Source organism: Pseudoalteromonas sp. ABV4_021, from assembly GCF_056159365.1.
This window is the reverse complement of record NZ_JBSWVB010000001.1, coordinates 2,973,193-2,998,981: the sequence shown is the minus strand read 5'-3', so window position 1 is coordinate 2,998,981 and position 25,789 is coordinate 2,973,193. Positions and strand designations below refer to the sequence as shown.

At 41.3% G+C, this 25,789-nt stretch carries 22 protein-coding genes; 10 read left to right on the top strand and 12 right to left on the bottom strand.

Annotated features, from left to right (window positions below; all coding sequences use genetic code 11):
- Positions 1 to 38 precede the first annotated feature (38 nt).
- The 3 genes from deoD to ACXAFE_RS13855 form a co-directional block, all read right to left on the bottom strand.
- Positions 39 to 776 carry a purine-nucleoside phosphorylase gene (gene deoD / locus ACXAFE_RS13865; RefSeq protein WP_475153505.1) on the bottom strand — a complete coding sequence of 246 codons (738 nt, stop codon included), beginning with the start codon at positions 774 to 776 and terminating at the stop codon, positions 39 to 41.
- Positions 776 to 1,555, bottom strand: a complete 780-nt coding sequence (deoC, locus tag ACXAFE_RS13860; protein ID WP_475153504.1) for a deoxyribose-phosphate aldolase — start codon at positions 1,553 to 1,555, stop codon at positions 776 to 778. Before deoC ends, deoD begins: the two co-directional genes overlap by 1 nt.
- Positions 1,556 to 1,962: 407 nt before the next feature.
- Positions 1,963 to 2,871, bottom strand: a complete 909-nt coding sequence (locus ACXAFE_RS13855) for a DUF808 domain-containing protein (protein ID WP_475153503.1) — start codon at positions 2,869 to 2,871, stop codon at positions 1,963 to 1,965.
- Positions 2,872 to 2,979: 108 nt separating this feature from the next.
- On the opposite strand from ACXAFE_RS13855, the gene ACXAFE_RS13850 reads away from it, so the two are divergent.
- Complete coding sequence (locus ACXAFE_RS13850) at positions 2,980 to 3,642, top strand: MliC family protein (protein ID WP_475153502.1); 663 nt, start codon at positions 2,980 to 2,982, stop codon at positions 3,640 to 3,642.
- On the opposite strand, the gene ACXAFE_RS13845 is transcribed toward ACXAFE_RS13850, so the two are convergent.
- Positions 3,639 to 3,986: a thiol-disulfide oxidoreductase DCC family protein gene (locus tag ACXAFE_RS13845; RefSeq protein ID WP_475153501.1), complete on the bottom strand. Its 348-nt coding sequence runs from the start codon at positions 3,984 to 3,986 to the stop codon at positions 3,639 to 3,641. The genes ACXAFE_RS13850 and ACXAFE_RS13845 overlap by 4 nt on opposite strands.
- 105 nt (positions 3,987 to 4,091) lie before the next feature.
- On the opposite strand from ACXAFE_RS13845, the gene ACXAFE_RS13840 reads away from it, so the two are divergent.
- Positions 4,092 to 4,391, top strand: coding sequence for a DUF6482 family protein (locus ACXAFE_RS13840; protein ID WP_475153500.1), 300 nt, complete (start codon positions 4,092 to 4,094; stop codon positions 4,389 to 4,391).
- Here ACXAFE_RS13840 and ACXAFE_RS13835 read toward each other — a convergent pair.
- Complete coding sequence (locus ACXAFE_RS13835; protein ID WP_475153499.1) at positions 4,372 to 4,968, bottom strand: acyl carrier protein phosphodiesterase; 597 nt, start codon at positions 4,966 to 4,968, stop codon at positions 4,372 to 4,374. The genes ACXAFE_RS13840 and ACXAFE_RS13835 overlap by 20 nt on opposite strands.
- Before the next feature lie 66 nt (positions 4,969 to 5,034).
- Here ACXAFE_RS13835 and ACXAFE_RS13830 point away from each other — a divergent pair, with 66 nt between their 5' ends.
- Positions 5,035 to 5,580, top strand: coding sequence for a glutathione peroxidase (locus tag ACXAFE_RS13830; RefSeq protein ID WP_237131355.1), 546 nt, complete (start codon positions 5,035 to 5,037; stop codon positions 5,578 to 5,580).
- Between the two features lie 179 nt (positions 5,581 to 5,759).
- Positions 5,760 to 8,516 carry a PKD domain-containing protein gene (locus ACXAFE_RS13825; protein WP_475153498.1) on the top strand — a complete coding sequence of 919 codons (2,757 nt, stop codon included), beginning with the start codon at positions 5,760 to 5,762 and terminating at the stop codon, positions 8,514 to 8,516.
- A 54-nt stretch (positions 8,517 to 8,570) separates the two neighbouring features.
- On the opposite strand, the gene ACXAFE_RS13820 is transcribed toward ACXAFE_RS13825, so the two are convergent.
- The 4 genes from ACXAFE_RS13820 to ACXAFE_RS13805 all read right to left on the bottom strand — a co-directional run bounded on the left by ACXAFE_RS13820 (position 8,571) and on the right by ACXAFE_RS13805 (position 14,452).
- A complete protein-coding gene (locus ACXAFE_RS13820) occupies positions 8,571 to 11,387 on the bottom strand; it encodes a TolB family protein (protein ID WP_475153497.1) in 2,817 nt (938 codons plus the stop codon).
- Between the two features lie 96 nt (positions 11,388 to 11,483).
- Entirely contained in the window at positions 11,484 to 12,992 is a 1,509-nt protein-coding gene (locus ACXAFE_RS13815; protein WP_475153496.1) for a PH domain-containing protein, read from the bottom strand.
- Positions 12,985 to 13,509, bottom strand: a complete 525-nt coding sequence (locus ACXAFE_RS13810) for a PH domain-containing protein (protein WP_475153495.1) — start codon at positions 13,507 to 13,509, stop codon at positions 12,985 to 12,987. The genes ACXAFE_RS13815 and ACXAFE_RS13810 overlap by 8 nt, the downstream gene beginning before the upstream one ends.
- A gap of 91 nt (positions 13,510 to 13,600) precedes the next feature.
- A complete protein-coding gene (locus tag ACXAFE_RS13805; RefSeq protein ID WP_475153494.1) occupies positions 13,601 to 14,452 on the bottom strand; it encodes a D-hexose-6-phosphate mutarotase in 852 nt (283 codons plus the stop codon).
- Between the two features lie 186 nt (positions 14,453 to 14,638).
- Here ACXAFE_RS13805 and ACXAFE_RS13800 point away from each other — a divergent pair, with 186 nt between their 5' ends.
- From ACXAFE_RS13800 to ACXAFE_RS13785, 4 genes are all read left to right on the top strand, one after another.
- Positions 14,639 to 15,565: an endonuclease/exonuclease/phosphatase family protein gene (locus ACXAFE_RS13800; protein ID WP_475153493.1), complete on the top strand. Its 927-nt coding sequence runs from the start codon at positions 14,639 to 14,641 to the stop codon at positions 15,563 to 15,565.
- Between the two features lie 171 nt (positions 15,566 to 15,736).
- Positions 15,737 to 16,816, top strand: coding sequence for a DUF2157 domain-containing protein (locus ACXAFE_RS13795; RefSeq protein ID WP_475153492.1), 1,080 nt, complete (start codon positions 15,737 to 15,739; stop codon positions 16,814 to 16,816).
- On the top strand, positions 16,813 to 17,607 hold the full coding sequence (locus ACXAFE_RS13790; protein WP_475153491.1) for a DUF4824 family protein: 795 nt from the start codon (positions 16,813 to 16,815) through the stop codon (positions 17,605 to 17,607). The genes ACXAFE_RS13795 and ACXAFE_RS13790 overlap by 4 nt, the downstream gene beginning before the upstream one ends.
- A gap of 209 nt (positions 17,608 to 17,816) precedes the next feature.
- Positions 17,817 to 19,514, top strand: coding sequence for an alkaline phosphatase D family protein (locus tag ACXAFE_RS13785; protein ID WP_475153490.1), 1,698 nt, complete (start codon positions 17,817 to 17,819; stop codon positions 19,512 to 19,514).
- Positions 19,515 to 19,573: 59 nt separating this feature from the next.
- On the opposite strand, the gene glmS is transcribed toward ACXAFE_RS13785, so the two are convergent.
- Complete coding sequence (gene glmS, locus ACXAFE_RS13780; RefSeq protein WP_475153489.1) at positions 19,574 to 21,397, bottom strand: glutamine--fructose-6-phosphate transaminase (isomerizing); 1,824 nt, start codon at positions 21,395 to 21,397, stop codon at positions 19,574 to 19,576.
- Between the two features lie 74 nt (positions 21,398 to 21,471).
- Positions 21,472 to 22,236, bottom strand: coding sequence for a DeoR/GlpR family DNA-binding transcription regulator (locus ACXAFE_RS13775; protein WP_475153488.1), 765 nt, complete (start codon positions 22,234 to 22,236; stop codon positions 21,472 to 21,474).
- Between the two features lie 146 nt (positions 22,237 to 22,382).
- On the opposite strand from ACXAFE_RS13775, the gene ACXAFE_RS13770 reads away from it, so the two are divergent.
- Both ACXAFE_RS13770 and ACXAFE_RS13765 read left to right on the top strand, forming a co-directional pair.
- Positions 22,383 to 23,297 (top strand): aspartyl protease family protein, encoded by a 915-nt coding sequence (locus ACXAFE_RS13770; RefSeq protein ID WP_475153487.1) that lies wholly within the window; start codon positions 22,383 to 22,385, stop codon positions 23,295 to 23,297.
- An 85-nt stretch (positions 23,298 to 23,382) separates the two neighbouring features.
- Entirely contained in the window at positions 23,383 to 24,066 is a 684-nt protein-coding gene (locus tag ACXAFE_RS13765) for a hypothetical protein (protein ID WP_100914392.1), read from the top strand.
- A gap of 24 nt (positions 24,067 to 24,090) precedes the next feature.
- Here ACXAFE_RS13765 and glmU read toward each other — a convergent pair whose 3' ends face one another.
- Entirely contained in the window at positions 24,091 to 25,452 is a 1,362-nt protein-coding gene (gene glmU, locus ACXAFE_RS13760) for a bifunctional UDP-N-acetylglucosamine diphosphorylase/glucosamine-1-phosphate N-acetyltransferase GlmU (protein WP_475153486.1), read from the bottom strand.
- Between the last annotated feature and the right edge of the window lie 337 nt (positions 25,453 to 25,789).

Below are 25,789 nucleotides of genomic sequence, written 5' to 3'. Positions count from 1 at the left end.
GCTTAGGGTCATTTGACCCTTGTAAGCCCTGTATTTAATCATAAATTGGCGGTTGTTTGTAACGCCAAGGTAATCATTTCAGCGAAGGAAGTTTGTCTTTCTTCACTACTAAGGTGAGTATCGTGCGTAATATGATCTGAAACCGTTAAAATAGTTAACGCATTTGCACCGAACTCTGCGGCAACACCGTAAAGGCCCGCGGCTTCCATTTCGACACCTAAAATGCCCATTTTATCCATTAGCTCGAACATTTCTGGTTGCGGTGTATAGAATAGGTCAGATGAAAACACATTGCCTACTTTCACTGGTAATTGTGTTTTATTCGCTTGTGCTAAACAAACGTTCAGCAAGTTAAAATCAGCAATTGCGGCAAAGTCGTGGCCTTTAAAGCGCATGCGATTAACTTTTGAGTCAGTACAGGCACCCATAGCAATAACGATGTCTCGTAGTGCTACTTGATTCGATACCGCGCCACAACTGCCTACGCGGATAAGATTTTTTACACCATATTGTGTGATCAGTTCTTTTGCATAAATTGAGCAGCTTGGTATACCCATACCAGAGCCCATAACCGAAATTCGCTTACCTTGAAAATAGCCGGTGTAGCCGAGCATATTACGTACATCGTTGACTAACACAGCATCATCAAGAAAATGCTCGGCAATATATTTGGCACGCAGCGGGTCGCCCGGCAGTAAAATGGTTTCGGCAAAGTCATTTTGTTTTGCATTGAGGTGCGGCGTAGCTGCAAATTCAATTTGATCAAATGAGACCATTAATAGTCTCCTTGTGTTGAATCTTTTGAGGTATTGATTTGCAATACGGTTTTTACATCACCTAATAAGCCTGATGCACCAAAGCGGAAGTTGGCAGGGTTAACCCAATCAAGATCAAAAATACTGGTGACAAGTTCAATGTATTGTTTGGCATCCGCCACTGTGCGTACACCGCCAGCGGCTTTAAAGCCAACTTGTTTGCCACTTGCTTTAATTGTTTCTAACATGATTTTTGCCGCATTTAATGTGGCATTTACAGGTACTTTACCTGTGCTTGTTTTAATAAAATCGGCGCCTGCCTCGATTGCAACGCGAGATGCGCTCGCAATAAGCTCATCGCTTTTTAGCTCGCCAGATTCGATGATCACTTTTAATAAAACAGTGTCGCCACAGGCAGCTTTGCATTGTTTTACAAGCTCAAACCCAACCGTTTCATCGCCGTCAATAAGTGCGCGGTAAGGAAATACAACATCCACTTCATCTGCACCTAAGCTTACAGCATGCTTGGTGTCTGACACGGCTTTATCAATGTTTTTGTCGCCATCTGGAAAGTTGGTTACAGTGGCAATTTTTACATTTGAATTGAGCTGTGTTTTTGCGAATTCAATGTATTGCGGGTAAATGCAAATGGCAGCGGTATGGCCAGCGTTATTGTTTGCTTGCAGGCAAAGGGCGCTGATTTCGTCATCGCTTTCCGAGCCAGTTAAGCTGGTTAAGTCCATGCACTGTAGGGTAATTTTTGCCGCGGCTGTTAAATCTAATTGGGTGTTTAAGGTCATACTTTTCTCCAAATATAATACCAATTCTGTTAAGTATGTGATCAGGCATAGCGCTGGATAAATGAAATGGTAACAAGGCGGAATTTTTCTTATGCAGTTGTTCTACATTGATAAATTCTAACGCAGTTAGCATGATATTTAGTCCGCTAGGGTGATCAGCTAGTTAAGTGAATTGGTATAAAAGTAATCCCAGAACAATTGAGGAGGGAGAGGTACACTCTCGATCAATAAGCTCACTCATATGCTCTAAGAACATGAGTGGACTTGGTTCCTTGAAGACTTATGATTGTAGCGATCTCCTGATCCTAGCACCATAATTTAAATCCATTTATACCAAGCGCTATTGTCAGCTATTTTGTTGCTAACAGCTAGCGCTAATTTAGTGTTACATGATCTACTTCATATTTTTATGCGCGGCGTATTTGCTTCTTCACTTTAGTAAACAAAAGTGTTGCTGCGACTACAATTGTACCTGAGATAAAACCGATAATGGCATTAAATAATGTAGGTAATAAAAAGTTTAGGTCTGTATTAAGTAACAGATTGATTGCTGAAGTGAGCTCATCTACAAGATGATGTAAAAAGTCGCTGCCATGGACAAGAATACCGCCACCAACTAAAAACATTGCAAGTGTGCCGACAATTGCCAGTAATTTCATCAAATACGGGGCGAAAGAAAGCAGCCCTCTGCCAATGGTCTGTTGCCAAACATGAGGTTGCTCTATTAATAGCAGCCCTGCGTCGTCAATTTTTACAATTAGCGCCACTAAGCCGTACACACCTATCGTCATGAGTATTGCGATAACGCTCAATACCGAGAGCTGTGAGCTAAAGCTTTCGCTTGCAACTGTGCCTAATGAAATAACAATAATTTCGGCAGAGAGAATAAAATCGGTGCGAATAGCGCCTTTGATTTTTTGTTGCTCGTAATGCTTATCGTGAATATCTATCTGCGGCTCTTTTTGCTCGCCATGTTTACCATGCAGCCAAGGAGCAAGTACTTTTTCACAGCCTTCATAACACAAAAATAAGCCGCCAAGCATTAATAGTGGCGTTATCAAAAACGGTGCAAATGCAGAGATAAGCAATGCTAATGGCACTAATATTAACTTATTTACAAAGGAACCTTTTGCCACTGCCCATACTACGGGTAACTCGCGATCGGCTTTTACGCCAGAAACTTGTTGTGCATTTAAGGCAAGGTCGTCACCTAATACACCTGCGGTTTTTTTTGCTGCTACCTTGCTCATTACCGCAATATCGTCGAGCAAAGTCGCGATATCATCTATGAGGGTGAGTAAGCTTGCTCCTGCCATTTTTTATTCCTTCAATTATAATTCACGCAGAGTTAATCCAAATTCTGTTAAATATATTGGTATAACTACTTTACAACTATAGTGTTTTTCTCTGTAAAAGGAATCAAGATGTTAAGACATGTTTTTTTGCTTTTGAGTTTAATGATGCTCTGTGCATGTAATTCAGTTGGGTCTGAGTTAAACAGTGAAAGCGCACAAACAGATTCATCAATAAATGCTGTCACCATGATGTTTGAGTGCGAAAATGATTTAAGCTTTGTCGCACGATTAGAGGGGCAAACGCTATGGGCGTTTTTGCCTCAGCAAACGCTTGCGCTTGAGCCAACCAGAACGGCATCGGGTGCGAAATATCAAAAAGCAGCGGATTACGTTTGGTTAAAGGGTGACAATGCGATGGTGAATTACCAGCAAACACTTTATAAAAACTGTGTTAACAACCGTCAAGAAGCTATTTGGCAAGACGCAAAGTTTCGTGGTGTTAGCTTTCGCGCAGTTGGCAATGAACCTGGTTGGTTAATTGAAATAACACCAAATGTTCACGTTAAATATCTTACTAACTACGGCCAGTTTGAGACTGTCTTACCTTATAAAGAACCGATTGAAACCGAACAAAGCAGCTTGTTTGAGCTAACTGAAAGCCAAAACACGCTATTATTTGAAATTATTAACAAGCCATGTACCGATTCAATGTCTGGTCAAAAATTTGCATCCAGCGTAGTTGGCCAGTTTAACGGCAAGGAATTCTCAGGTTGCGGTAGAGGGTTGTTTTAAAGTTGGCATTGTTCACAGCCATAACGTTTTTCATAACGACGTTCAGCCCAAACATTATAAAAATGATTCACCAGCCAATAAATACCGGGAATTGAAAAACAATAACTGACCCAGCCAATCGGGTGTGAGCGCCACAGTTTAAAGTTTGCGTTCAACCCGATATGCCAGGCGCCTTTTTCGTCTCGCAAATGTAATAGCTTCAGCATATTCGTTCGTTGTTGCCGAGGAAAGTTTTGCGAATGAACATCTTTAAATTCAAAGCGCTCGCCAGATAGCTTGCGCCAAAGTGAAATTTCTTTGCTGCAAAGCGGGCATTGTGCATCGTAGTAAACAGTATTCTTCATATTTTTAACTCCTCTTTTAGTAATACGTAGTGACTTTGAAAAAGTTTGAACGAATGTCGAAGTTTTTCCGTATTGCTTAAAAAGTCACCCAATAAGGTAATTGTTATGCGTAAAGATGAGTTTAAAAATCAAATAGAAAGACATTTGCTTATTCCAACCATTTTTGGCTATGCAGATGCGAATCATTATTTAGTTGGCGCGGAAGATGAAGACGGAAACTTTTATTCCCTTTCTGATGAGCAAGATAAAATCATGGTTTTTAACTCAATGTTTGAGGCTGAAACGTGTTTAAAGTCGCTAGGGTTTACCCGTGCAAGTCTGCATTTTCAAACAGCGTATGATGAGATGATTGGCAACGATAAAAGCAGCGATACTCGCATTACAATCAGTTTAGGCGAGCAGTAAGCTCGTCTCGTTTGCCTAGAGCAAACAGAGTGGTATCGTGGTAAAGCAATTGAAAGTTTGACTCTATGCGATCAGAGTTATCATTGTACCAATCCATTAATATTTCGAGTGGAACGGCATTTCTGAATCGTTTTCCTGTGTTATGCAGGGCGAGTTCAATACCTTGCTGATGACTGTAACTCGCAAACCAGTTTTCGTTAATAATACGCGACGTTTTGATTAGGTATTTTTCGGGCAAAGTTGCTCCGTACAGAGCAAGCTCAGCTTGCAAAACTTGATAGAAGGAGGTGCACAAAGTTTGATATTTAGCATTTAGCTGTTTTGCCAGTAAATGGTCAAATAAAATATCCAGCCCAACTCCGGCGTAACGACGCATCTCTGTAAACTCACTTTTAAATTGTTGGCACACAGGGTGGGCGTCAGTAAAGCTATCGATGCCACGATGTAAACGTATTCCTAATTCCAACTCTACTGGCAGAAAACTAAGCTGACTGCCTTTTACAAAATCGCCAAGTAAGTTGCCAGTCAAACTAGTCGATGTTAAGTGAGCCAAATGTAAATGTGCAAAATAATTCAAATTTTGTTCGATCTTAAAAGTAAAAATAACCGTATACTGGTTATATTAAAATAACTGGAATCACTTATGAAACGTTTAAAAAATATTGTGTTAACTTCGTTGCTCGCGCCATCACTGTTTGCATTTTCAGTTTCGGCTGCCGAGTGTAACGACTTTACCAACCAAGATGTCCGCAAACTACGCTCTAAAGAAAGCATCAATTTATGCCAGTTTAAAGATAAGCCACTATTGATTGTGAATACTGCAAGTAACTGCGGCTTTACACCTCAATTTGAACAACTTGAAGCGCTTCATAAAGAATATAAAGAACAGGGTTTAGTTGTGTTGGGGTTTCCATCAGATAGCTTTTTTCAAGAAGAAAATGATGAGAAAGACACCGCCGAAATGTGTTTTATTAACTACGGTGTGACGTTTAATATGATGGCAACGAGTGATGTAAAAGGCAGTGATGCCAATCCTATATTTAAACATTTAGCAGATAAAACGCGATCGCCAAGTTGGAACTTTAATAAGTACTTGGTAAGTAAAGACCGTCAAACAATCACGCATTTTGGCTCTCGTGTAAAACCACAAAGCGATGAATTAAAGCAAGCGATAGAAAAAGCGCTTTGATTACGTTTTTAAACAATTGATGTGGAACTTAGGGTTTTAGTCTGACTCTAACTTTGGTACAGTTTTTACTCGTTGTGTCATTTGTTGGCGCAACGAAAATACCTTTAAACATGTAAAAGGAATTGCATGCAGGTCATAAACATTGATTGTTTGTGATTCCTCAGTAATAAGGATATTCAATGAAATCTTCACATTCTTCTGTTAGATTTTTAGCCTGCAGTACTGCGCTATCCGTTTTTCTATACGGATGCGGTGGGGGCTCGTCTGATAACGATACATCGCCCAACCCCGATCAGGGCAATCGCGTGCCAACTGTTACTATTAATGGAGATAACAGCGCACAAGAAGCGAGCGTAGTAACACTTAATGCTGCGGCTAGCGATAGCGATGGCTCGATCAGCAAATATGCGTGGTCAATCACATCGGGTGAGAACGTTACTTTAAACAATAGCGATCAAGCCTCAGTCGATCTCACTTTGCCAGATGTAAATGGCGATACTCAAATCATCATTAGCGTAACGGTAACCGATAATGATGGCGCAACAGCGCGCGATGAACACACACTTACAATTGTAGATAACGCAAATAACCAAGCGCCGAATGTGGTAATTAATGGGGTTTCTGAGGTTGATGAGCAGAGTGAGCTTAACCTTACCGCTACTGCCAGCGATAACGATGGCGAAATTGTCAGCTATTTCTGGCAACTAATAAGTGGCGAAGGAGTCACGTTAAACGATACCGATAAAGCACAAGTAAAAGTCACCACAGCAGATATCGATGAAGATCAGCAAGTTACTATTGCCGTTACGGTAACTGACGATGATGGCGCAGTTGCGACTGCACAGCATCAGCTGCTAGTAAAAGCAAGTGCGCAAACTCAAGTATTTACATTGAAAGGTCGCGTTAATAATGGCGCTAATTCAGCTGTAAATTTAACGGTTGGCGATAAAATTGTTACAGCAACTACCAATGGAAGCGGTGAATTCAGCTTACCCGTTGAACTTGAAGAAAGCTATGACTCGCATTTAGTTAAGCTATCCGCGCCTAGTAATTCGGTATTTTTCCCGGAGTTTAATTTTGTTTCACAATTGCTGACATTAGGCGAGTTAAAGCAACGTGCAGGCAACGATAATATATTAACTGAGGATGAGTACTCTGGCGTTAGCGTTGGTGCTATATCAACGGCTCTATATTACATGCTTGATGATAGAGAAAACATTACAACCACAGAGCAGCTAGAAAACAATTATGACAGGATCTATTCAGGGGAATTAGCAATCAACGCTAATGTACTGCATATGTTACTTAACGGTAACCAGGGTGAAACCTATCCCTTACCTACAGGGGTTACAACACTTGGGCAGCTGTTTGGAAATGACTTATTAATCAGTGAGTTTAGAGAGCGTATGCTGGATAGCTATCCATCGGATACGGATGATAATCAAAAGCTAATTGCTGAAACAACTACTTATCCTGCAATTAATGAAACTAAGCAGTTAATTTTTTCACCTGGGTTTAATTTGTACACCATAGGCCGCCACTATACGCTAAACCCAGATGGTACGGGCAATACAGTGCTAGAAAATGGTAATAGCGGCGAACTTAAATGGTCTATTGATGAGGCAGGAATATTAATTCTGGAATATAAAGTGCCTATTACCCTGCGAATGGGTGTTCATCATATCAATGAAAAAACTGACGCTTATGAAGAGCAGTTATTAACGTCTGCGTTTTATACTGTTTTTCAGCGTGGTAACACGATCGAAGGAGTTCTAAATGAAAGTATTCGCCTTGTCGATAAGAATGGCACTGTTGTAGAGGGTAATTATGACAATGTGGTGCACGGCGGATTTACCGAAAAACAAAACGCGGCCAAATTATCCGAAGCGGATTTTCTGGGAACGTGGTTTATTGATGATGTATTTACACCAGAGGGCCTCTATTTCACCGAGCCAGCAGTTGCTAATCTGATGGCTGACGGCTCTGCCAGCATTGAAGTGCCAAGTGTTGATTTTTATACTAATAATGCCAAGTGGCAAGTGACTAATGGCAATTTAGAGATAATCTCTGGTAGTGGTGATAATGAGACTCGCTTTACTTACTATGTGACACATAAAGACGAAATCGGTTATGCGTTTGTTGCAAATGTAACCAATGGCGGCCAGCAATTCGCACGTAACGGCATCATGGTGAAGCAACAAACTGCAACAGGCTTTAACGAAAATGACATTGTAGGTCATTTTAAAGAGGTGACAGGACAGCGCATTCAGTTCTCGGAAAACTTAATTATTTATGATGACCTGATTGTGCGAGAGGATATCGACAGGGACGAAAAGGTTGCTCGTATCGATGAAAACGGTATTTTGCAATTAGAAACGTATTTAGATAGGGATACACTTGAACTATGTCGAACAGACAGTGGTGGGCGCTGCTTTTTGTCGAGGCAAACATCTTATCGTTTATTTGCTAAAGACACGAACCAGTATGTTGTTATGCTCACAGAGTCAGGCTTTGGCAGTAATGGTGAGCGAGCTTTCGGTATTAGTAAAATTACGCGCATAGTAAAACAAGACGGCATCAATATTACGCAATTTGATTACGGCATGTTGAACAGTTTGCGTTTAAGGGAGCACTTACCAAACGGTCAAGAAAATGATTATTTCTTCAGTGAGTCATATGTCAGTGATGGGGAAAACGAACCTAGATATTCACTCAGCGTTAGCTATGCAAATGGTGAGTATGAAGACACACCATTCTATCTTGATAATGGTATTGCTTATTTCACGTTAGCGGGCAAATCGATGCAAATGTCGCTTGAGCAGTTTGAGCGAGATACACTGACTGTTTGCTTACACGAAGCGGGCGCTACATGTACCGACGCAGATAAAAAGCAGTTAGATATGCGTTGGAATGCCGCAGAAATGCCGGCACAATAATTAAAAAAGAGAGGCTTAGCTGGGCCTCTCTTTTTTTACTTTTCTAATCGGTTGTTACAGGCTATACCATAGACCAATCCACCCCCGTACCTCATCTTGAATGGTATCGCCTTCAATTTTTGCTATGCCAAAATCAATATTAATATCATTTAATACAGAAGGTGCAACGGCAAAGTCGAATTGACTATTTAACTTAATTCCGTAGCTAGTGGCGAGTTCGCTGTTATTGAGCTCATGCTGCGATACATAAAGCCATGGTGTATTTTGCTTAAACGCAAACCCAGCTCCAAAGCGCTGATAATCATCACTTAATGCGGTATAAAACGGTAGTTCATTAATGAGTGAGCGATCAGCTTGTGCTTCTGGCTTAATTAAACTGGACGCGAAGCCACCAATATTCATTAGCATGTCATCACGTTGTTTTGTTTGGTAATCAACGTAAAGTGGCATATTCCAAGCTTTACCGAATAGCGCTACGTTTGCATCAAAGCCTTGCCAACTGCCATGTGAGCTATCACCACTGTAGATACGTGCAGACGCAGTTTGACCAATCGCAAATGTTTGCCAATCACGTTGCCAAATTTGATTCGCGCCAAGAGCAAGCCATTGGTTATGGCTATCACCAATATCTTTGTAGCTATACGCAAGATGACTATTTAATTTAAATGCTCCGTTGCGATAAGGGTAACTGGCCTGCAGATAGGCGCCTGTAGCGTCTTCCTCAGCAGCTAGTACATCCGGGTGTTGATATTGATTTGCGGCTTTAAGTTTATAATCAAATGCGTGTGCTAAAAATTGCCATTTATCGAGTTGATATTTCACGTCTAAATAAGCACCGTTTAAAGCATTTTTATTGTCGATTGCGCCACCAAATTGCCAACTCAACTTATTGAGCAGATCTTTACCTTTTACACCCACGTGTAACAGTGCAGTACTGGCACTATTGTATTGCTCAGCAAGTGTAAACGACATTGTTTGATTTGATGGCGAATAATCGCGCTGTGCGCCAGCCGTTTGTTGATAAATTTTCGCTGGCGGTAAGCTTGGCTGCTCAGCTTTATCGGTCGCAGCTTTTGGTGATAATGCGCGCTCTGTTACTTCAGTTACACTTGCATTGTCACTTAGTTGGTAAATATCAGGGCCTTCAGAATTAACCGCTAAATACAGTAAACCATGCTGTTTGCTTGGCATTGGGTATTGCATAACTTGCTGCCCAGCGCTTAGCTGTTCTAACTTATCTGATGCAAAGGTATAGCGATAAAGATTAGTTTGACCATTTACCCCTGCAACATAGTAAATACTTTCGCCATTTTCGCTCCATTTAGGATATGACAAAAATTGGTAGCCCTTTGGCATTGGCACACTTACATCGTTATTTGATGTTAAATCTTTTACCCATAGCGCCCAATTTTGGTTGAGCTCAGTTTTAAGATAAGCCAGCTTGTTATTTTTGTATTGCGGGAAGTCGTAAACGGTTTGTAGAGACGGTTGGGTTAAATCGCTCATTTCACCCGACGTTAAATCAATTTTTACCAGCTGTGAGTAGCCATATTCAACGCGCTCGGCATAAGCTGTATTGCTGTCAGCTAAGGTAAAGCGGCGCACGTTAGCAAACTGAGTAAGTTGTTTGGTCTCACCAGTTTCGCTGTTCCAGCTAAAGAGATCTTGGTGCAGTGTATTCATTTCGTTGTTGGCAACGCTAAATGCACCGTATACAAGCGTGCTATTATCACGCCAAACTGGGTTTAAAATACCTTTGCGATTAATTGAGTTAAGGGTTTCTTTTGTTTCTTTTTTGAAGCTGGTGGGTTTGCTGTTTGCAATATCTTTTGCGTCGTCTTCTAGCAGCTCTTTTTGCGCTTCTTCAAACTCTTTAATAGCTTCAGCATTTTCTTCTGTTGCATAAATGGTGAGCTTGGTATTGCCGTCTTTGTCTTTACTAACAATGGCAATTTTGTCTTCATCTGGTGACAGGCTCGGCGCTGTTTGAATGTGATTGAGATCGAACCAGCGTTTCGTTTCAAGTGCGGTTTGATTCTCTTCTTGTGTTAGTGCTTTATGGGTATATTCAGCAACAAAGCGACGATACAGTTTACTTGGCTTTTCAAGAAATACGCCGGTAAACGCGCTATCGAAGTCACGTTTTTTAATCGCTTGCATACGTGTCCATACTGCATCTAATTGCTCTTTGCTGTAGTTATGCTCAAGCCATTGTAAAAAACGCACACCAACGAGATATGCCATAGAACCTGCCATATAGCCACCGTCTTCTTCGCTTAGCTGGCTATAACTTGGCAAACTTCCTTCTTTAGCAAATTGCGTGATTAGTGATTCAACATAGTTATCGTGTAAACGGCCGCGGCCAGTCATTTGCGATTCAAGCAGCGTTGCATAGCCTTCAGCAGCCCAGCGTGGTGTCGGGTTGTGAGCAATATCATAGGCACTTGAGAAATTACGTAGCTTTTGACGCCACTCACTGCGTGTTGGCTGTGCTAAATGCACTAAGTGCACATATTCATGTAATACGAGTAGTTGCTGCCAGCCAGAACTATTTGAAATCACGGTATCTGACTGAGGTGGTGTGGCAAAAAATGCCATCATAGGGTCCACACTACTTGGAATAGCGAAACCGTTTGACTGGTTGTAAGGATCGAAAACAATCACATCAACTTGTTTTTCTAATACACGATTTTGTTGCTCTTTTACTTTTTCGCGAACAACCTCAAGCTCGTTGGCAGCCGATGTAGCCCAGCTTTGGTAAGCTTTCGGGAAATGAACTTTAAAGTTCTCAGTTTCAATGGTTTGCCAGTTATCGTTGGCTGAGGTTGCAAAGCTTGCGGCAACCATCAATGAGAGTAGCGACTTTTTCATATTATTTGTTCCTTTAATTTTATGCGGGCTAGCTTACTGCACGCATAAAACTAAAAAAAATAATAGTGATAAGCGGATAATCTTAATTATTGATGGTTACATCCAGCGCTTTTTCGATGTTTCTGCCAGCAGCACTAGTCTGTTCATAACGTCATTTACGTCACTTTGTGGTAAATAGGGCACGCTAATGCCACCACTCGCTAACTGAAAGCGCAATGAACTAAGGTGTTGTTTGCGCATTGGCGGTGTTTGTGTAGTAGCAATTTGTTGAATTTTAAAGCCTTTAAACACTTTATAACTTACGCCAATCAGCCCTTTTCGAGTAAACACTTGCTCTCCGTCAAAGTAAAAGCCAAAGCGTTTGTAGCGCAAAAAACTCAAAACCACACCCAGTAATAATGGCGCAATTAATACTGGCCACGCGCCATCAAGTAGCGGTTTAAACAAAAAGGCACTAATGATGGAAATAGGCAGTAGCCAATAAAGCACGAAAGTCTTGTAAAAGTAGTTAATGGCGATTGGCTGAAATGGCACATTGGTAATGTCTAACTGTTTATCCCAGCATAAATTCATTACATCGTTCACTTGGCTTTTTGTCAGTACAGGCACAATTAACGACTGTCCTTTTTTTACCGTATTTGCATGGCTGTTATTAATTTGTTTGCAGTTAATGGTGTAGCGTTTAAGCAGTTTTGCAATCCAGTTTTGTTTGACTTCAATTGACTGAATTTTACTAACGCTTAGCGACATTTGATGGCGTTCAAATAATCCTGAAATACGCTTTATTTTGTTGTTTTCTAAGCTAAGTTCATAATTGTAAAAACGGATAACTGCGCCCAGTACCGATGCGAATACAAACAAGGCAATACCGCTTAGAATAATGGTGGCACCCGCGGCCATCTCGGCATATTCATTATTGGTCACAAGATTATTAAAAAACTGTGTAAGCGGCGCGGCAAAGTCTTGTTTAATATAGTCAGTAATTTGCTCAGTGAAAGGCGCAAGTGCTGCCAATACTAAAAACATCATGCCAGACATTAAGCCAAACTTTGCCACTTCAAAATTCGCTAATGTTAAATCAGGTGACTGCGCAGCTTGTTGCGATTCGCTTTGTTGCTCGGTTTGCTGCGGCTTGGCTCGGTAATTAAATATTTGGTCGCGCAACGTATTTGCATAATGATCCGATACCCCCGGTAACACAACCTCTTGCTGGGCCGAACCCGCAGCATCAAAGTGGCAGTTCACTGCTGAAAATGGCGAAAAGTAAAATGGAATTGCCAAATTAACGTTTTGTACTTTGGCAAAGTTAAGTGTGACGCGCTCTTTTTTAAATACACCTTTACGCAAAATAATTTCGTGCTCGGTCACTTTGTAGCGAAAATTAAAGTAATAAAGAGTCGCGTAAGTCACTAAAATCAATGCTAATACGCTGGCACCTGAAGCAAACCAAAATAGTTTATTCTCAACTTGGGTGACCCAAATAGCAAAGGCTGGCGCAATATTAATGAGTCCGTCTTTTACAAAGCGCACAATAAAGTGCAGCACAAAATAAATAATCGCAATTGGCGATAATTTTTGCCAAGTGGCTGTATTACTATTACTCATCGTCATGACGCTCGCTTGCAGTGTTTGCCAAGATAAATTGTCTTAGTTTACTGGCGCGTTCTTGGCTAAGGCCATGAATTTCGAGATCAGCGCCTGCACCGCCAGCAGTAAACAATTTTAACGTGGCGAGTTTGAGTTTACGTTCAATAGGGTTACGGTGGGTTTCAATATGTTGAACTCGATTAAAAGGAATGGCGATGGTGCGTTGCCAAATGACCCCTCGTTTTAATAGTAAATCGTGCTCTCTTAGTGCGATAGATGTCATTGCCACGCTACGCTTGGTAAACCAAGCTACGTATAAGTTTATCAATACTAATGCACCTGCAACCAATGCGATTATGATATTTTCAACTGGCGATAAAAAATAAAGAAAGATCACAACAGCGATACTTGCGGGTAATAAAAATACAAAGGTGCCAATCAATGCTTCTTTGGTTGCCAGTTTATCCAGCGGTTTAAAGTCAGCTTGGGTGAAATCTGGTAGTGTTTGTTCGGATATTTGATGGTTGCTAAACACGAGATGCCTCTTTGTTTTTATAATGTGTGCCTATTAAAGCAAAAAACTCAGCAAATGCTGAGTTTTTATGATTTTCGGCAATATAGCGTGATTAAAGCCAGCGCACAGTATGAATTAACGAATGGCTTTCGCCAGGTTGCAGTGTCACTTTGTCATCCATCACATTAGCGGCTTCTAAACACAGCATGGTATGGAACTCGTCATCGCGAAAGTTACTTAGGCGCTTTGATTTTTCAATCCACGGATTCCACAGCACACACGAACTTGAATTTTTACGGCCAACTTCAATAATACCGTCTGGTGTATTAATGGTTTGAACCAAAGGTGTGTTTTGATAAACCATATCAGTTTCGCGGGCAAAATTCACAATTTCGTTTTGTGCAAATGGACCTTCACCAAACTCAATATAGTTAGCACCTTGCAGGCCATCCACTGTGGTGTTTTCAATTTCAGGGGTAGGGAAATAGGTATGCAGTGCTTGAGTTAACTCAAATGCCGCATTGCCAGTATTCGTGTTTACCAGTGCAATGTGCAAACTATCGCTCAGCGTGAATACGACTTTTAAGCTTGATTGATGTGGCCAGTACTCTGGATTAACTTGGCCCATTGGCAGCGAAAAACTCACTACAATGTTATCTTCGTTTTCAATTACTTCTTCTGCACGCCAAAGCATAGTGCGGGCAAATCCGTGTTGCGGCCAACCGTCATTGGCACTCATGCCAAACCAAGGCCAACAAATAGGAATACCACCGCGAACGCCTTTGCCGACTTGATAGTCTTCATCTTGCGATACCCAAATTAAAGGCTTTTTGTCTTTTGGCGTAAATTCGGTAAGTTGCGCGCCTTGGAGAAAAATTTTAGCGCTGCAAAAGCTCGACTCAACTGATAGGTATTCTAGTCCTGAATCAGTATGCTTAACGGTAACAGAAGGAGATAAATTCATAAGGCATCCTTGTAAAAGGGAACTCAATTTAATGCAGAAAACAAGATAACCAATGCGTGATCATTTAGCAAATCAGTAAATTTCATATAGTTCTAGGTAAACTAACGTCATCTTATCGCAAACTTCATGTGATTTAGTTATTTGCCTTGATATACTGAAATTCTTTTTCACAATATGAACACACACATGAAAAAATCTCTTATTGCACTGGCAGCAGTGGCAGCATTAATGGGCTGTCAGCAACAAGAACAGGCGTCATCGCCGAGTGTTGTAGCAAGTGATACTGCTAATTTAAAATTAGTGAGCTGGAATATTGAGCATTTAGCTGACGAGGTTGGTAAAGGCTGTAAGCCACGTAGCCAAGCTGATTACCAAGCGCTCGCAAGTTATGCCGCAACCTTAAATGCCGACATAGTCGCACTGCAAGAAGTGCAGTCAGAAAAAGCGCTTAAACGCGTGTTTCCTGAATCACAGTGGCAGTATGTGGTTTCAAGTCGTGCCGATAACGAGGCGTATGAGTGCCGTGGTCATGATGGTTTATTTTCAACACCACAGCGTACCGCATTTGTTGTTAAAAAAGGTATTAATTTCACCGCTCAAGATGACTTTAAAGCACTTGCTCTTGATAACCCAGGGTTACGCTACGGTACCTCAATTAGTCTCAACAATGGTCAGCTTGAAGTGCTAAATGTGCATATGAAAAGCGGTTGCTTTGTTAGTGACTATCGCAAAGATACTAAAAAAGCCTGTACTACTTATCAGCAACAAGGACCTATTTTAGAAAAGTGGGTTAACCAGCGTGTTGAAAACAAGCAAGCGTTTGTAGTACTGGGGGATTTTAACCATCGCTTGGTTGATCAAAATAATCGTTTTTGGCAAGATCTAAGCAAAGAAGACGGCGAGCGTATTTTATTAAGCAGCATGCAAAACTTAAAAAGTTGCCATCCTAAATACAAAGCGCCAATCGATCACATTATTACTGGCCCAATTTCAACTCAGTGGATTGTAGATGGTTCTCAAAAAGTAGATGCGTTTGGTAAGCAAGGCGAGCTAGATTACAAAGATATGTTAAGTGATCACTGCCCAATAAGTTTAACGCTATCAATTAAATAGTCGAAAGAAAGCGCACGATAGTGCGCTTTCTTTTCTTTCAAACCTTTCTCTATTCTTCGCATTTAAATAAACCTGTATACCCAAGCTAACATCAAATTGGCTCTATATTGCTTGTTTTTTAGCTACCAGTTGAGCCAATATATTAGGTACATAACGTGATTGGGTTTTTACATGGATGAATCTCAACTAAATCAAGCGGATGCTCAGCAGAGGGTGGATCAGATACACGCCTTTGAATCTGAACTGGCACAATTACAACATGCTGGCGTGATCACCATGCCAGTTGAGCAGCAACAAGCTGTTTCTCAGTATCATCAGCAGCTTCTCACCCAGTTAGCCAAGCAATTTGACGTTGATACGACAGCTCAGTCTAAGCACCTAACATTAGGTATGAAAATCGCTTCGCTGTTTGGTGCCTTGGCGATGGCGGTGAGTTTATTCTTTTTGTTTTATCAATTTTGGGGATATTTAAGCACAAGTGTGCAAGTAGGCATCTTAGTCACTACGCCCATTGCATTGTTCTGTGGTGCGATAAAGTTAGTTGAAAATGAATCTCACGGTTATTTTGCCAAAATAGCGGGTTTGGTTGGGTATGCGGGGTTCGTACTTAACGTAATGCTGCTTGGGCAGATTTTTAATTTAACCCCGTCGCCCAATGCGTTTTTGATTTGGTCCGGATTCGCCTTTATTTTGGCGTATGCTTGTAACGCGCGAGTATTGCTGTTTTTTGCAATTGTGAATGTGTGCAGCTTTATTGCAATGAAGGTGGGCGCATGGAGTGGCATGTATTGGATCAGTTTTGGCGAGCGCCCTGAAAACTTTATTGCGCCGAGTATATTACTGTTTTTAGTACCGCATTTTATTAATCAGCGTGCATTTAGTGGCTTTGCTGCTATGTACCGCATTTTGTCTCTGATCATACTGTTTTTAGTTGTGCTTATTTTGTCAAACTGGGGTGGTGTAAGTTATTTCAATTATGATGATGACCTTGTTGAAGGCGCATATCAAGTTGCTGGTTTTGCGTTAAGCGCAGCGGTAATTTGGCTTGGAATTCGCAAAGAGTGGCCGGGTGTTGTGCAAACTGGCAATGTATTTTTTGTGCTGTTTCTTTACACCAAGTTCTTTGATTGGTGGTGGGATTGGATGCCTAAGTATCTATTTTTCTTTGTACTTGGGTTATGTGCGCTACTTGCATTATTGGTATTTAAGCGAATTCGTAAGTTAGCCAAACACACGAGGACAAGCGCATGAAAAAGTACTTAATTTACGGTATCGCGTTAATTGTTTTTACCAATATTTTTATTTTAGGTGGTGTTCTTTATAATCGCTCTGGTGAGCCAACGGCACAGCTAGTTTTATCTGAACGAGAAGCACGCTTGCCATATTTATCTGGTTTTGAAAAAGAAAACTCGGGCGTAGGGCTTTCAATTTCTTGGCGTGCATTGGCAAACGAAAAAGGCGAGCTTGCTTATTACAACAACCGCAGTATAAACCTAACCAAGCAGCAGTTAAGAGCGCTAGGGTTTACTGAACTTGAAGTCTCTGAAGATGGCTGGGCACAGGAACGTACGTTATTTTTTGCGCTTGAATACGATGGCGAGCATTATCAAAAGTCATTAGCAAATGCGCAGAGTTATTATGAAAAAGCGCTTGCTCGTTTTGAGTTGGATACTAATGATGAACAGCTCAAATACGCCAAAGAGCGAGCCTCTGAGGCATATCAACAAGAGTTGCATCGCAATAGTCGTTTGTTCTTTTTAGAAGCGGCACAAGACTATAAAACACTTGCAACTAAATATGCAGAGCAAAGCAATATAGTTATCGTAAAAGGAAATGCGAAGCCCTACTTTAATGATTACAGCAAAGATCACTCTTTGCATTTGCGTGCGCTATTGGTGAACAGAATTAATGTACCTGCTCATTTCGTAGAAACTTTGGCAAACCTAAAAACATCACGAGGACAAACAAAACCAGGCTATAGCGTGACGGTTAATTGGGGCAAACGTTTGGAGCCTTGGATTGTAGATATACAGATGAATTAATACACAATTTTAAAGCGTATATCTAATAGCTTGTTAAAAACGCAAAACACAGTGCGGCTGCAAAGTTACGGCAGCCACATGTTTATTGTCATTTTCTTGCCGCAAATGTGACACTTAACTGTCGTCAGTTCTCAATATCGGAACGGTATATTTTCTCAAGGGACTATTACGCATCGGATGCGCCAATTCACAACTGAGAAAATATAACAATGAAAAGAGTAATTCTATTAAGCTTATTGCTGCCTAGCGCACTATTTGCTGCACCCGAAGTTCACTATCAAGAATGTAAAACCACGTTTGACTATGCGCTGGCAAAATACCAAGGTACAACCGACAAAAATAATAGCGGTAGCCAGTGGTGTTATTTAAAAACACCGAAAGACGGTGAAAGTTGGGGTAATGTGCGTACTGAGTCTATTCCTGAGTTTAAAACCGTTTCAGGTAAAACGTGTTTAGCACCGTCTAGTTATCAAGGTGAAAAATTCTATGGCTGTACCACCCGCAATCATTCAACGCCATGGTGTTATGTTGCCGATGGTGCGTGGGAAGAATGTGACGCGCCAGCGCCTGAACCGCTGTTAACTCATACACAACCACAGCAAAGCAAACGTTTAGACAGAGTAGCATTAGGTAGCTGCTTTAAAACCAAAGGGGATATGCCAGCAGCGTTAGCACGCTTAATTGGTCATCAACCTGACCTATTTTTATGGTTAGGCGATAACATTTATGCCGATACCACAAACATGGCCTTAATGCGTCAGAAATACGATGATAAAAAGCGCAACCCTGATTATCAGCAGTTTTTAAAGGCCAACATCCCAGTTATGGCAACATGGGATGATCATGATTTTGGGCGCAACAATGATGGCAAATATTATCAAAAACGTGCAGAGAGCCAGCAAGAATATTTACGTCACTTTGATGTTGAACCATCGGATCCGAGGCTTAATGGTCAGGCGGGTATTTACGAAGCTAAATTGCTCGGGCCAAGTGGTGAGCAAACCCATGTGATTACACTAGATGCGCGATATTTCCGCTCACCTACTTTTAGTAACTATGGCACCTGCGAAGGTGATAACAGCACGATTTTGGGCGAACAACAATGGCAGTGGCTTGAAGCTGAGCTCAATAAGCCGAGCGAAATTAAAATTATTGCCAGCGGTATTCAAGTATTACCACCGCTTCACAAAGGAAGAAGCTTAAATAGCTACTGTGCATATGGAAATGGCAACCAGTTTAATCAAGCGATTGCCAATTTAAATGAAGAAGCGATGTCTGGCACCAGTTACGAATCATGGGCTGAAATGCCCACTCAGCGAGAAAAGTTGTTACGACTTGTGCAAAAGTCGGTAAATTCAGGCAAGACGAAAGCGGTTATTTTCTTATCAGGCGATCAGCATTGGGGTGAATTGTTACAAAAAGAGATACCGGCTAGTCCAGAATTTGGTGCACCCGTTACCGTATACGAAGTGACGGCATCAGGCTTTGGTCAAAACTGGCCTTATGATATTGAAAACCCGCTGCGCTTGCCGATTTATGCCGATTCGCAAGGCAACGGTGACTATTCAAAACAATGTAAATTACCTTACAAATATGCGTTGGTTGAATACCAAGGGTGTATTACACGTGATCACGATAAACCTTGGTGCTATACCGAAGTGGATGAGAACGGCAAAGGTATTGAAGGGGCGTGGGGTAACTGCGCACCAAGCGGCGCTGAAATTCCAACCGGTAAAGTTGGCGTTGTGAGTAGCAATATTAGCTCACTAACAACGGGTAATCGTCATTTGATTAATAAGTCGGGCAGCAACTACGGCATGCTTGATATCGATTGGCAAAACCGAGAAATAAAACTGTCAATTCAAACAGCCAAAGAAGAAGCCGTTTCTACAATTGTGACGTTTTAATACTACTTAAAAGGGCAATAGAAAAGGCGCGAATGCGCCTTTTTTGAATGTAAAAATGCTTACTCAACCGTAACTGATTTTGCTAGGTTACGCGGTTGGTCAACATCGGTCCCTTTAATTACCGCTACGTAGTAAGACAGCAATTGAAGTGGAATGGTGTACACAATTGGTGCTAGTACATCGTCAACTTGATTGACGTTAATAACACGCATTGTGTCATCTGAGACAAACTCAGACGCCTTATCAGCGAATACATAAATAATACCGCCGCGTGCACGTACTTCTTCAACGTTTGATTTCAGCTTTTCAAGTAGCTCGTTATTTGGTGCAACAACGATGATTGGCATATCGGCATCAATCAGTGCTAATGGACCGTGTTTTAACTCACCTGCTGCATACGCTTCTGCGTGAATATACGAGATTTCTTTAAGCTTAAGTGCACCTTCCATTGCAATTGGGTATTGATCGCCACGGCCTAAGAAAAGTGCGTGATGTTTATCAGCAAACTCTTCAGCTAAGTCTTCAATGCCTTCAGCAAGAGACAGTGATTCTTCCAGCTTGTTTGGCAGTGATTTAATGGCATTGACAATTTCTGCTTGTGGCTGGCCTTTTTCTTGGGCAATTGATGCAACTAACATAAGTAAGCCAACAAGCTGAGTGGTAAAGGCTTTTGTTGATGCAACGCCAATTTCAGCACCCGCTTTCGTCATAAACGCAATATCTGATTCGCGCACTAGCGAGCTGCCAGGCACATTACAAATCGTCATTGAGCTCATGTAACCTTGCTCTTTAGCTAGGCGAAGTGCAGCTAAGGTATCGGCTGTTTCACCTGACTGAGAAATGGTTACCAGTAGGCTGTTTTCATGAACAAATGATTTGCGATAGCGGAACTCAGAAGCAATTTCAACGTTACAGCTAACACCTGCATATTGTTCTAACCAATAGCGTGCGACCATACCTGAGTGGTATGAAGTACCGCAGGCAATAATTTGCACATGCTTTACTTGCTTGAAAATATCCGATGCCGTATCGCCAAATGCGTCAACTGCAACTTTATCGCCATCAATGCGCGCTTCTAGGGTATTGCGCACCGCAACAGGTTGCTCGTAGATTTCTTTGAGCATGTAATGACGGTACTCACCTTTGCCTGACGCATCTTGGGTGATGTTAGATTCAACTACATCGCGTTCAACAGCATTGCCATCGATGTCGAAAATTTCAACTGAATCACGAGTAATACGGGCAACGTCGCCTTCTTCTAAGAAGATAAAGCTGCGCGTTACTGGGAGCAGTGCTAACTGGTCAGAAGCAATAAAGTTTTCGCCTAAGCCTAAACCGATAACGAGTGGACTACCAGAACGAGCTACGATAATTTCATTCGGGTTTTCTTTATCAAAAACCACGGTGCCGTAAGCACCTTCAAACTCTTTTACCGCTGCTTGCACAGATGCAAGTAACGAATCATGGCTTTGGCGTAGCTGGTGGATTTTATGCACCATTACTTCTGTATCAGTGTCCGATAAAAACTCGTAACCATCACCACGCAGTTGCGTGCGCAGTTTATCGTGGTTTTCAATAATACCGTTGTGCACAAGCGCAAGCTGCTGGCTCGAAATATGTGGGTGAGCATTGGCTTCAGTCACGCTACCATGGGTTGCCCAGCGAGTATGCGCAATACCTGTTGTGCCTTTTACATCTGCATTGGTAAGTGCAGCATCAAGATTAGCAACTTTGCCAACTGCTTTTACCGTATTTAGCGCTTTGTCGTGGTTGCCTAATGCTACACCTGCTGAGTCGTAGCCACGGTATTCAAGGCGCTTTAGGCCTTCAATTAAAATTCGGTTAACTGGGCGTTCTGCCACAGCGCCAACAATGCCACACATAATAGTCTCCTTAAATTGCACGGTATGTGAGCGTTAAATGGGTTACAGGTTTGTTGTCGGAACCTGCAAATGCGTTACTTGGCACAAATAACAGTCACTTGATGTTGTTCAATTGCCTGCTTAGTGTTGTCGTCTAAGCCATCATCAGTGACTAAAAAATTTACTTGCTGCCACGGTATTTCTAAATTCGGTATCTTCTTACCAATCTTGTTTGATTCAACAAGCACAATTACTTCTCTTGCTGCATCAGCCATAACGCGACTCAAACCGATCAATTCATTGAATGTAGTAGTACCTCTATCAATATCAATGCCATCGGCACCAATAAACAGTTGATCGAAGTCGTAAGAGCGCACAACTTGCTCGGCAACTTGCCCCTGAAAAGATTCCGAGTGTGGATCCCAGGTGCCGCCAGGCATTAATAAAGTTGGCTCATTTTCTAATGAAAGCAATCGGTTAGCCACATTGATGGCGTTGGTCATTACAACTAATCCACGCTTGTGTGAAAGCTCAGGGATCATGGCCGCTGTGGTGCGCCCGCTATCAATAATAATGCGGTTATGATCTTTAATGAGATCAGCTGCTGCTTTTGCTATTTGCATTTTGCGAATCGGATCGAGCTTTTCGTCGCTATTTGCAACGATCTCTTGTGGCAATGCCATTGCACCACCATAACGGCGTAATAGCAGTCCACTTTGTTCAAGTGCGGTTAAATCTTTTCGAATCGTAACTTCCGACGTTGCAAATTGTTCAGCGAGCTGTTCAACGCTCACTTCACCAAGCTCGTTCACTTGCTGCAAAATAGTATGGCGTCTTTGTTGGGTGTTACGTTTCGTCATTTTATCAATAAGTTTCGTTTCGAAAGATGAGCTATTTTAATCGAAACTTAACAGATCGCAAGTGCTTATTTTATGAGCCTGTTTTGCATCTAAACTCTGCTTGTGTGAAAATACTTAATGGAAGTGAAAAGTTACAAGGAATCAGAATGTTAAATGGAATTAAATCGATATTTCTTATCGCGTTATTATACTTATCTCCTAATGCACTTGCTGGTGCAACACAATGGATGGACTTTAAGTTAGAGCATGGCCATATCAAAGTGCCTGTAATCGTTGGTGGTGTTAAAGCGCATGCTATCTTAGACACTGGCGCTAATGTAAATGCAATTAATGGACGGTTTGTTAGACATAATAATTTAGACCTAAACAAAGGTTCTAGTATTTATGTCAAAGGTGTTTTCGACACTGAAAAGCGTAAGACTTATAAAAATGTCCCGATCAACTTATTTGGTACCGATATTGAATTAGACGATATGGTCGACTTTCAATTAGGTCCATCTGATGATGCTATTTTGCTTGGCTCTTCATTTTTTTCCCTTTTTATTGTACAAATTGACTATCCCAATAATAAAATGCGTTTGCTAACGCGAGATACTTTTGATTTAAAAAAGCTAAAAAATATTGAGATTCAAAATCAAAAGGGAACAGGCCTGCCTATCGTTAAAGTTAATTTCACACAAAATGATTCTGCATGGCTATTGTTAGATACCGGTAACACTGGCGGTATTATGGTTGAACGTAGTTATGCAAATAAGTTGGAATGGTTGGACAGCTATCAGACCGAAACAGGTTTACTTATTGGAGTGAATAAAATAAAAGGAACTGAAAGTTTTCGCATTGATTCACTGAAATTTGGACCTTACACCCTTGAAAATGTGTTGGTGTCAGTTCCTGCAGAAGGGGAGCGAAGTAATTTGGAAAGTCGTTATGAGGTGAGTACAGGTTCACGTTTGAGGGGAAGAAGAGTTAGAGGTTTGCTTGGGTACGATATTTTAAAGCATTTTGTTTTGACGATAGATTATAAAACAGGATCTGCACATATTAGTTTACCAGAAGAATAGCTTGAAATATCAGATAGCTGAACATTGTAGTTATACAGTGATTTATTTATAGTGCGTAAAGCGTTAATAAAAACAACAAGATGCTATGAAGGAAAAAAAGCAATCCAAACTTCACTTTTCGCAAGATAAGGTGAATCTATTTTTGGCGCTGTGCGCCATTATTATTTCAGCAGCCTCATTTTATGCCACCTTTTTACAAGCCAATGCGGCAGAAAAGCAGGTTAAAGCGGCAACTTGGCCTTGGATGCAGTTTGTTTCTGGTAATGCGAATATGGAAAAACGCAGCCAAGAGATTACCTTTACCTTAAAAAACTCTGGCGCAGGGCCTGCTCTTGTTAAATATTTGAAGTACACCTACCAAGGTAAAGAGTATTACGATGTTTATGACTTTATCACTGCGTGTTGTTTTGACATTAAGGCCTATGAAACGGCGCTGCAAGAACTGCAAAAGAAGTCACCGAAGGTTAATTTCTTTAGAGAATTTGGCTGGATCACCACCTCATTTGCGCAAAATGCACTTGTGCCACCAGGAGGCTCAATTAGTCTTTTAGCGCTTGAAAAAACCAAGTACAACGAGAAATTTTGGCAGATACTTGATAAAAAACGCTTTAAAGTAAAAGCTGAGGTGTGTTACTGCTCAATACTCGAAAACTGTTACATCAGTAATGGCAAAGGTGATACGCAAGAGGTTGAAATGTGCCCAGCAATTGTTGAATCAAAACCAATTGTAAAAACCACACCCGTAGAAACAAAAAAAGCCGCTAAATAGCGGCTATTTTCAACAGCCTTGCTGTTAGCTTTTCTTAACAGGGCGCTGCCAACCATCAATATTACGTTGCTTTGCACGTGATACCGCTAGTTGCTGCTCTGCAACATTGGCGGTAACAACTGAACCTGCGCCAATTGTGGCTGTTTGACCAATTTCAACAGGCGCTACTAGCGAGCTGTTTGAGCCAATAAACGCGTTATCGCCAATAATGGTTTTAGATTTATTCACACCATCGTAGTTACAGGTAATGGTGCCGGCGCCAATATTCACTTTTTCGCCAACTTCCGTATCGCCAAGGTACGTTAAATGATTCGCCTTAGAGCCTTTGCCTAAGCGGGTCTTTTTCATTTCGACAAAGTTACCAATGTGCGAGTCTTCTTCCATAATGGCACCTGGACGAAGGCGCGCAAATGGGCCAAGTGTACATTTAGCAGCAACCTTTGCTTCTTCAACAATAGAGTTAGCTTTAATCACCACGCCATCGCCAATTTCGCAGTCTTTTAGCACGCAGTTCGGGCCAATAACAACATCGTCACCAAGTACTACTTTGCCTTCAAATACTACGTTGACATCAATTTGTACGTCTTGACCTGTGGTGACTTCACCGCGTACATCAATACGCGCAGGATCAGCTAAACTTGCGCCATTTAGCATTAAATCTTCAGCTTGCCACGCTTGATAAGCGCGCTCTAATGCAGCTAGTTGCACGCGATTATTAGCACCTTCTACTTCCATTAAATCGCTTGGTTGGGCAGAGGTAATTTCAACGCCATCAGCGTGCGCCATAGCAACAATATCTGTTAGGTAATATTCGCCTTGCGCATTGTTATTGGATAAGCGGCCGAGCCAATCACGTAACAAACCGCCGTTAACCGCCATAATACCTGAGTTAATCTCAGTGATTTTTAACTGCTCTGGGTTGGCATCTTTTTGCTCAACAATACCCACAATATTGCCATCTTTACGCTCAATGCGTCCATAGCCTGATGGATCATCTAAGTTGACGGTTAAAATAGCGAGGCCTTTACTTGGTGTTACATCAAGCAGTGCTTCTAATGTTGATTTTTTGGTAAGTGGTACGTCGCCGTATAGAACTAATACGGTATCGTCATTCGCGATATACTCTTTTGCCTGTGCCACCGCGTGCCCAGTACCAAGTTGCTCTGCTTGTAATACCCAGTTCACATCGTTATGCGCTAGGTGCTCTTTTAATAACTCGCCGCCATGACCGTATACTAAGTTAGTGGTGTTAGCGCCAAGCGATAATGCATTATCAATAACGTGTTGCACCATAGGCTTGTTGGCAACAGGGTGCAGTACTTTCGGCAGTTTTGAGCGCATACGAGTGCCTTTACCCGCAGCGAGAATAACAGTGGTTAATGCCATTAAATTAATTTCCTTTTTTCACATCGATAACAATCCAACATGGTTAGTGTTAAATAAACCCACTCCCTGTGCCGATTAAACTCACGTTTTAAGATGAGTACCTAAATCATACTGAATTGTAAAAACGGCGGATATTTTAACCTGCATTGCAATTAGTTAAAACAGTGTAAGCGTAATAATAAAACTCAGTATAAAATCGTATTATTGTCTTAATTTCACCAGTTCTTTTTTAATTAAATACTTATTAATCGTTTGTTAAATACTGATTTTAAATGCTTTTTTAGTAATTTTAGATGTTGAAAGCCTAGAGTAGATACTTTAACCTTAACGCGAGTGC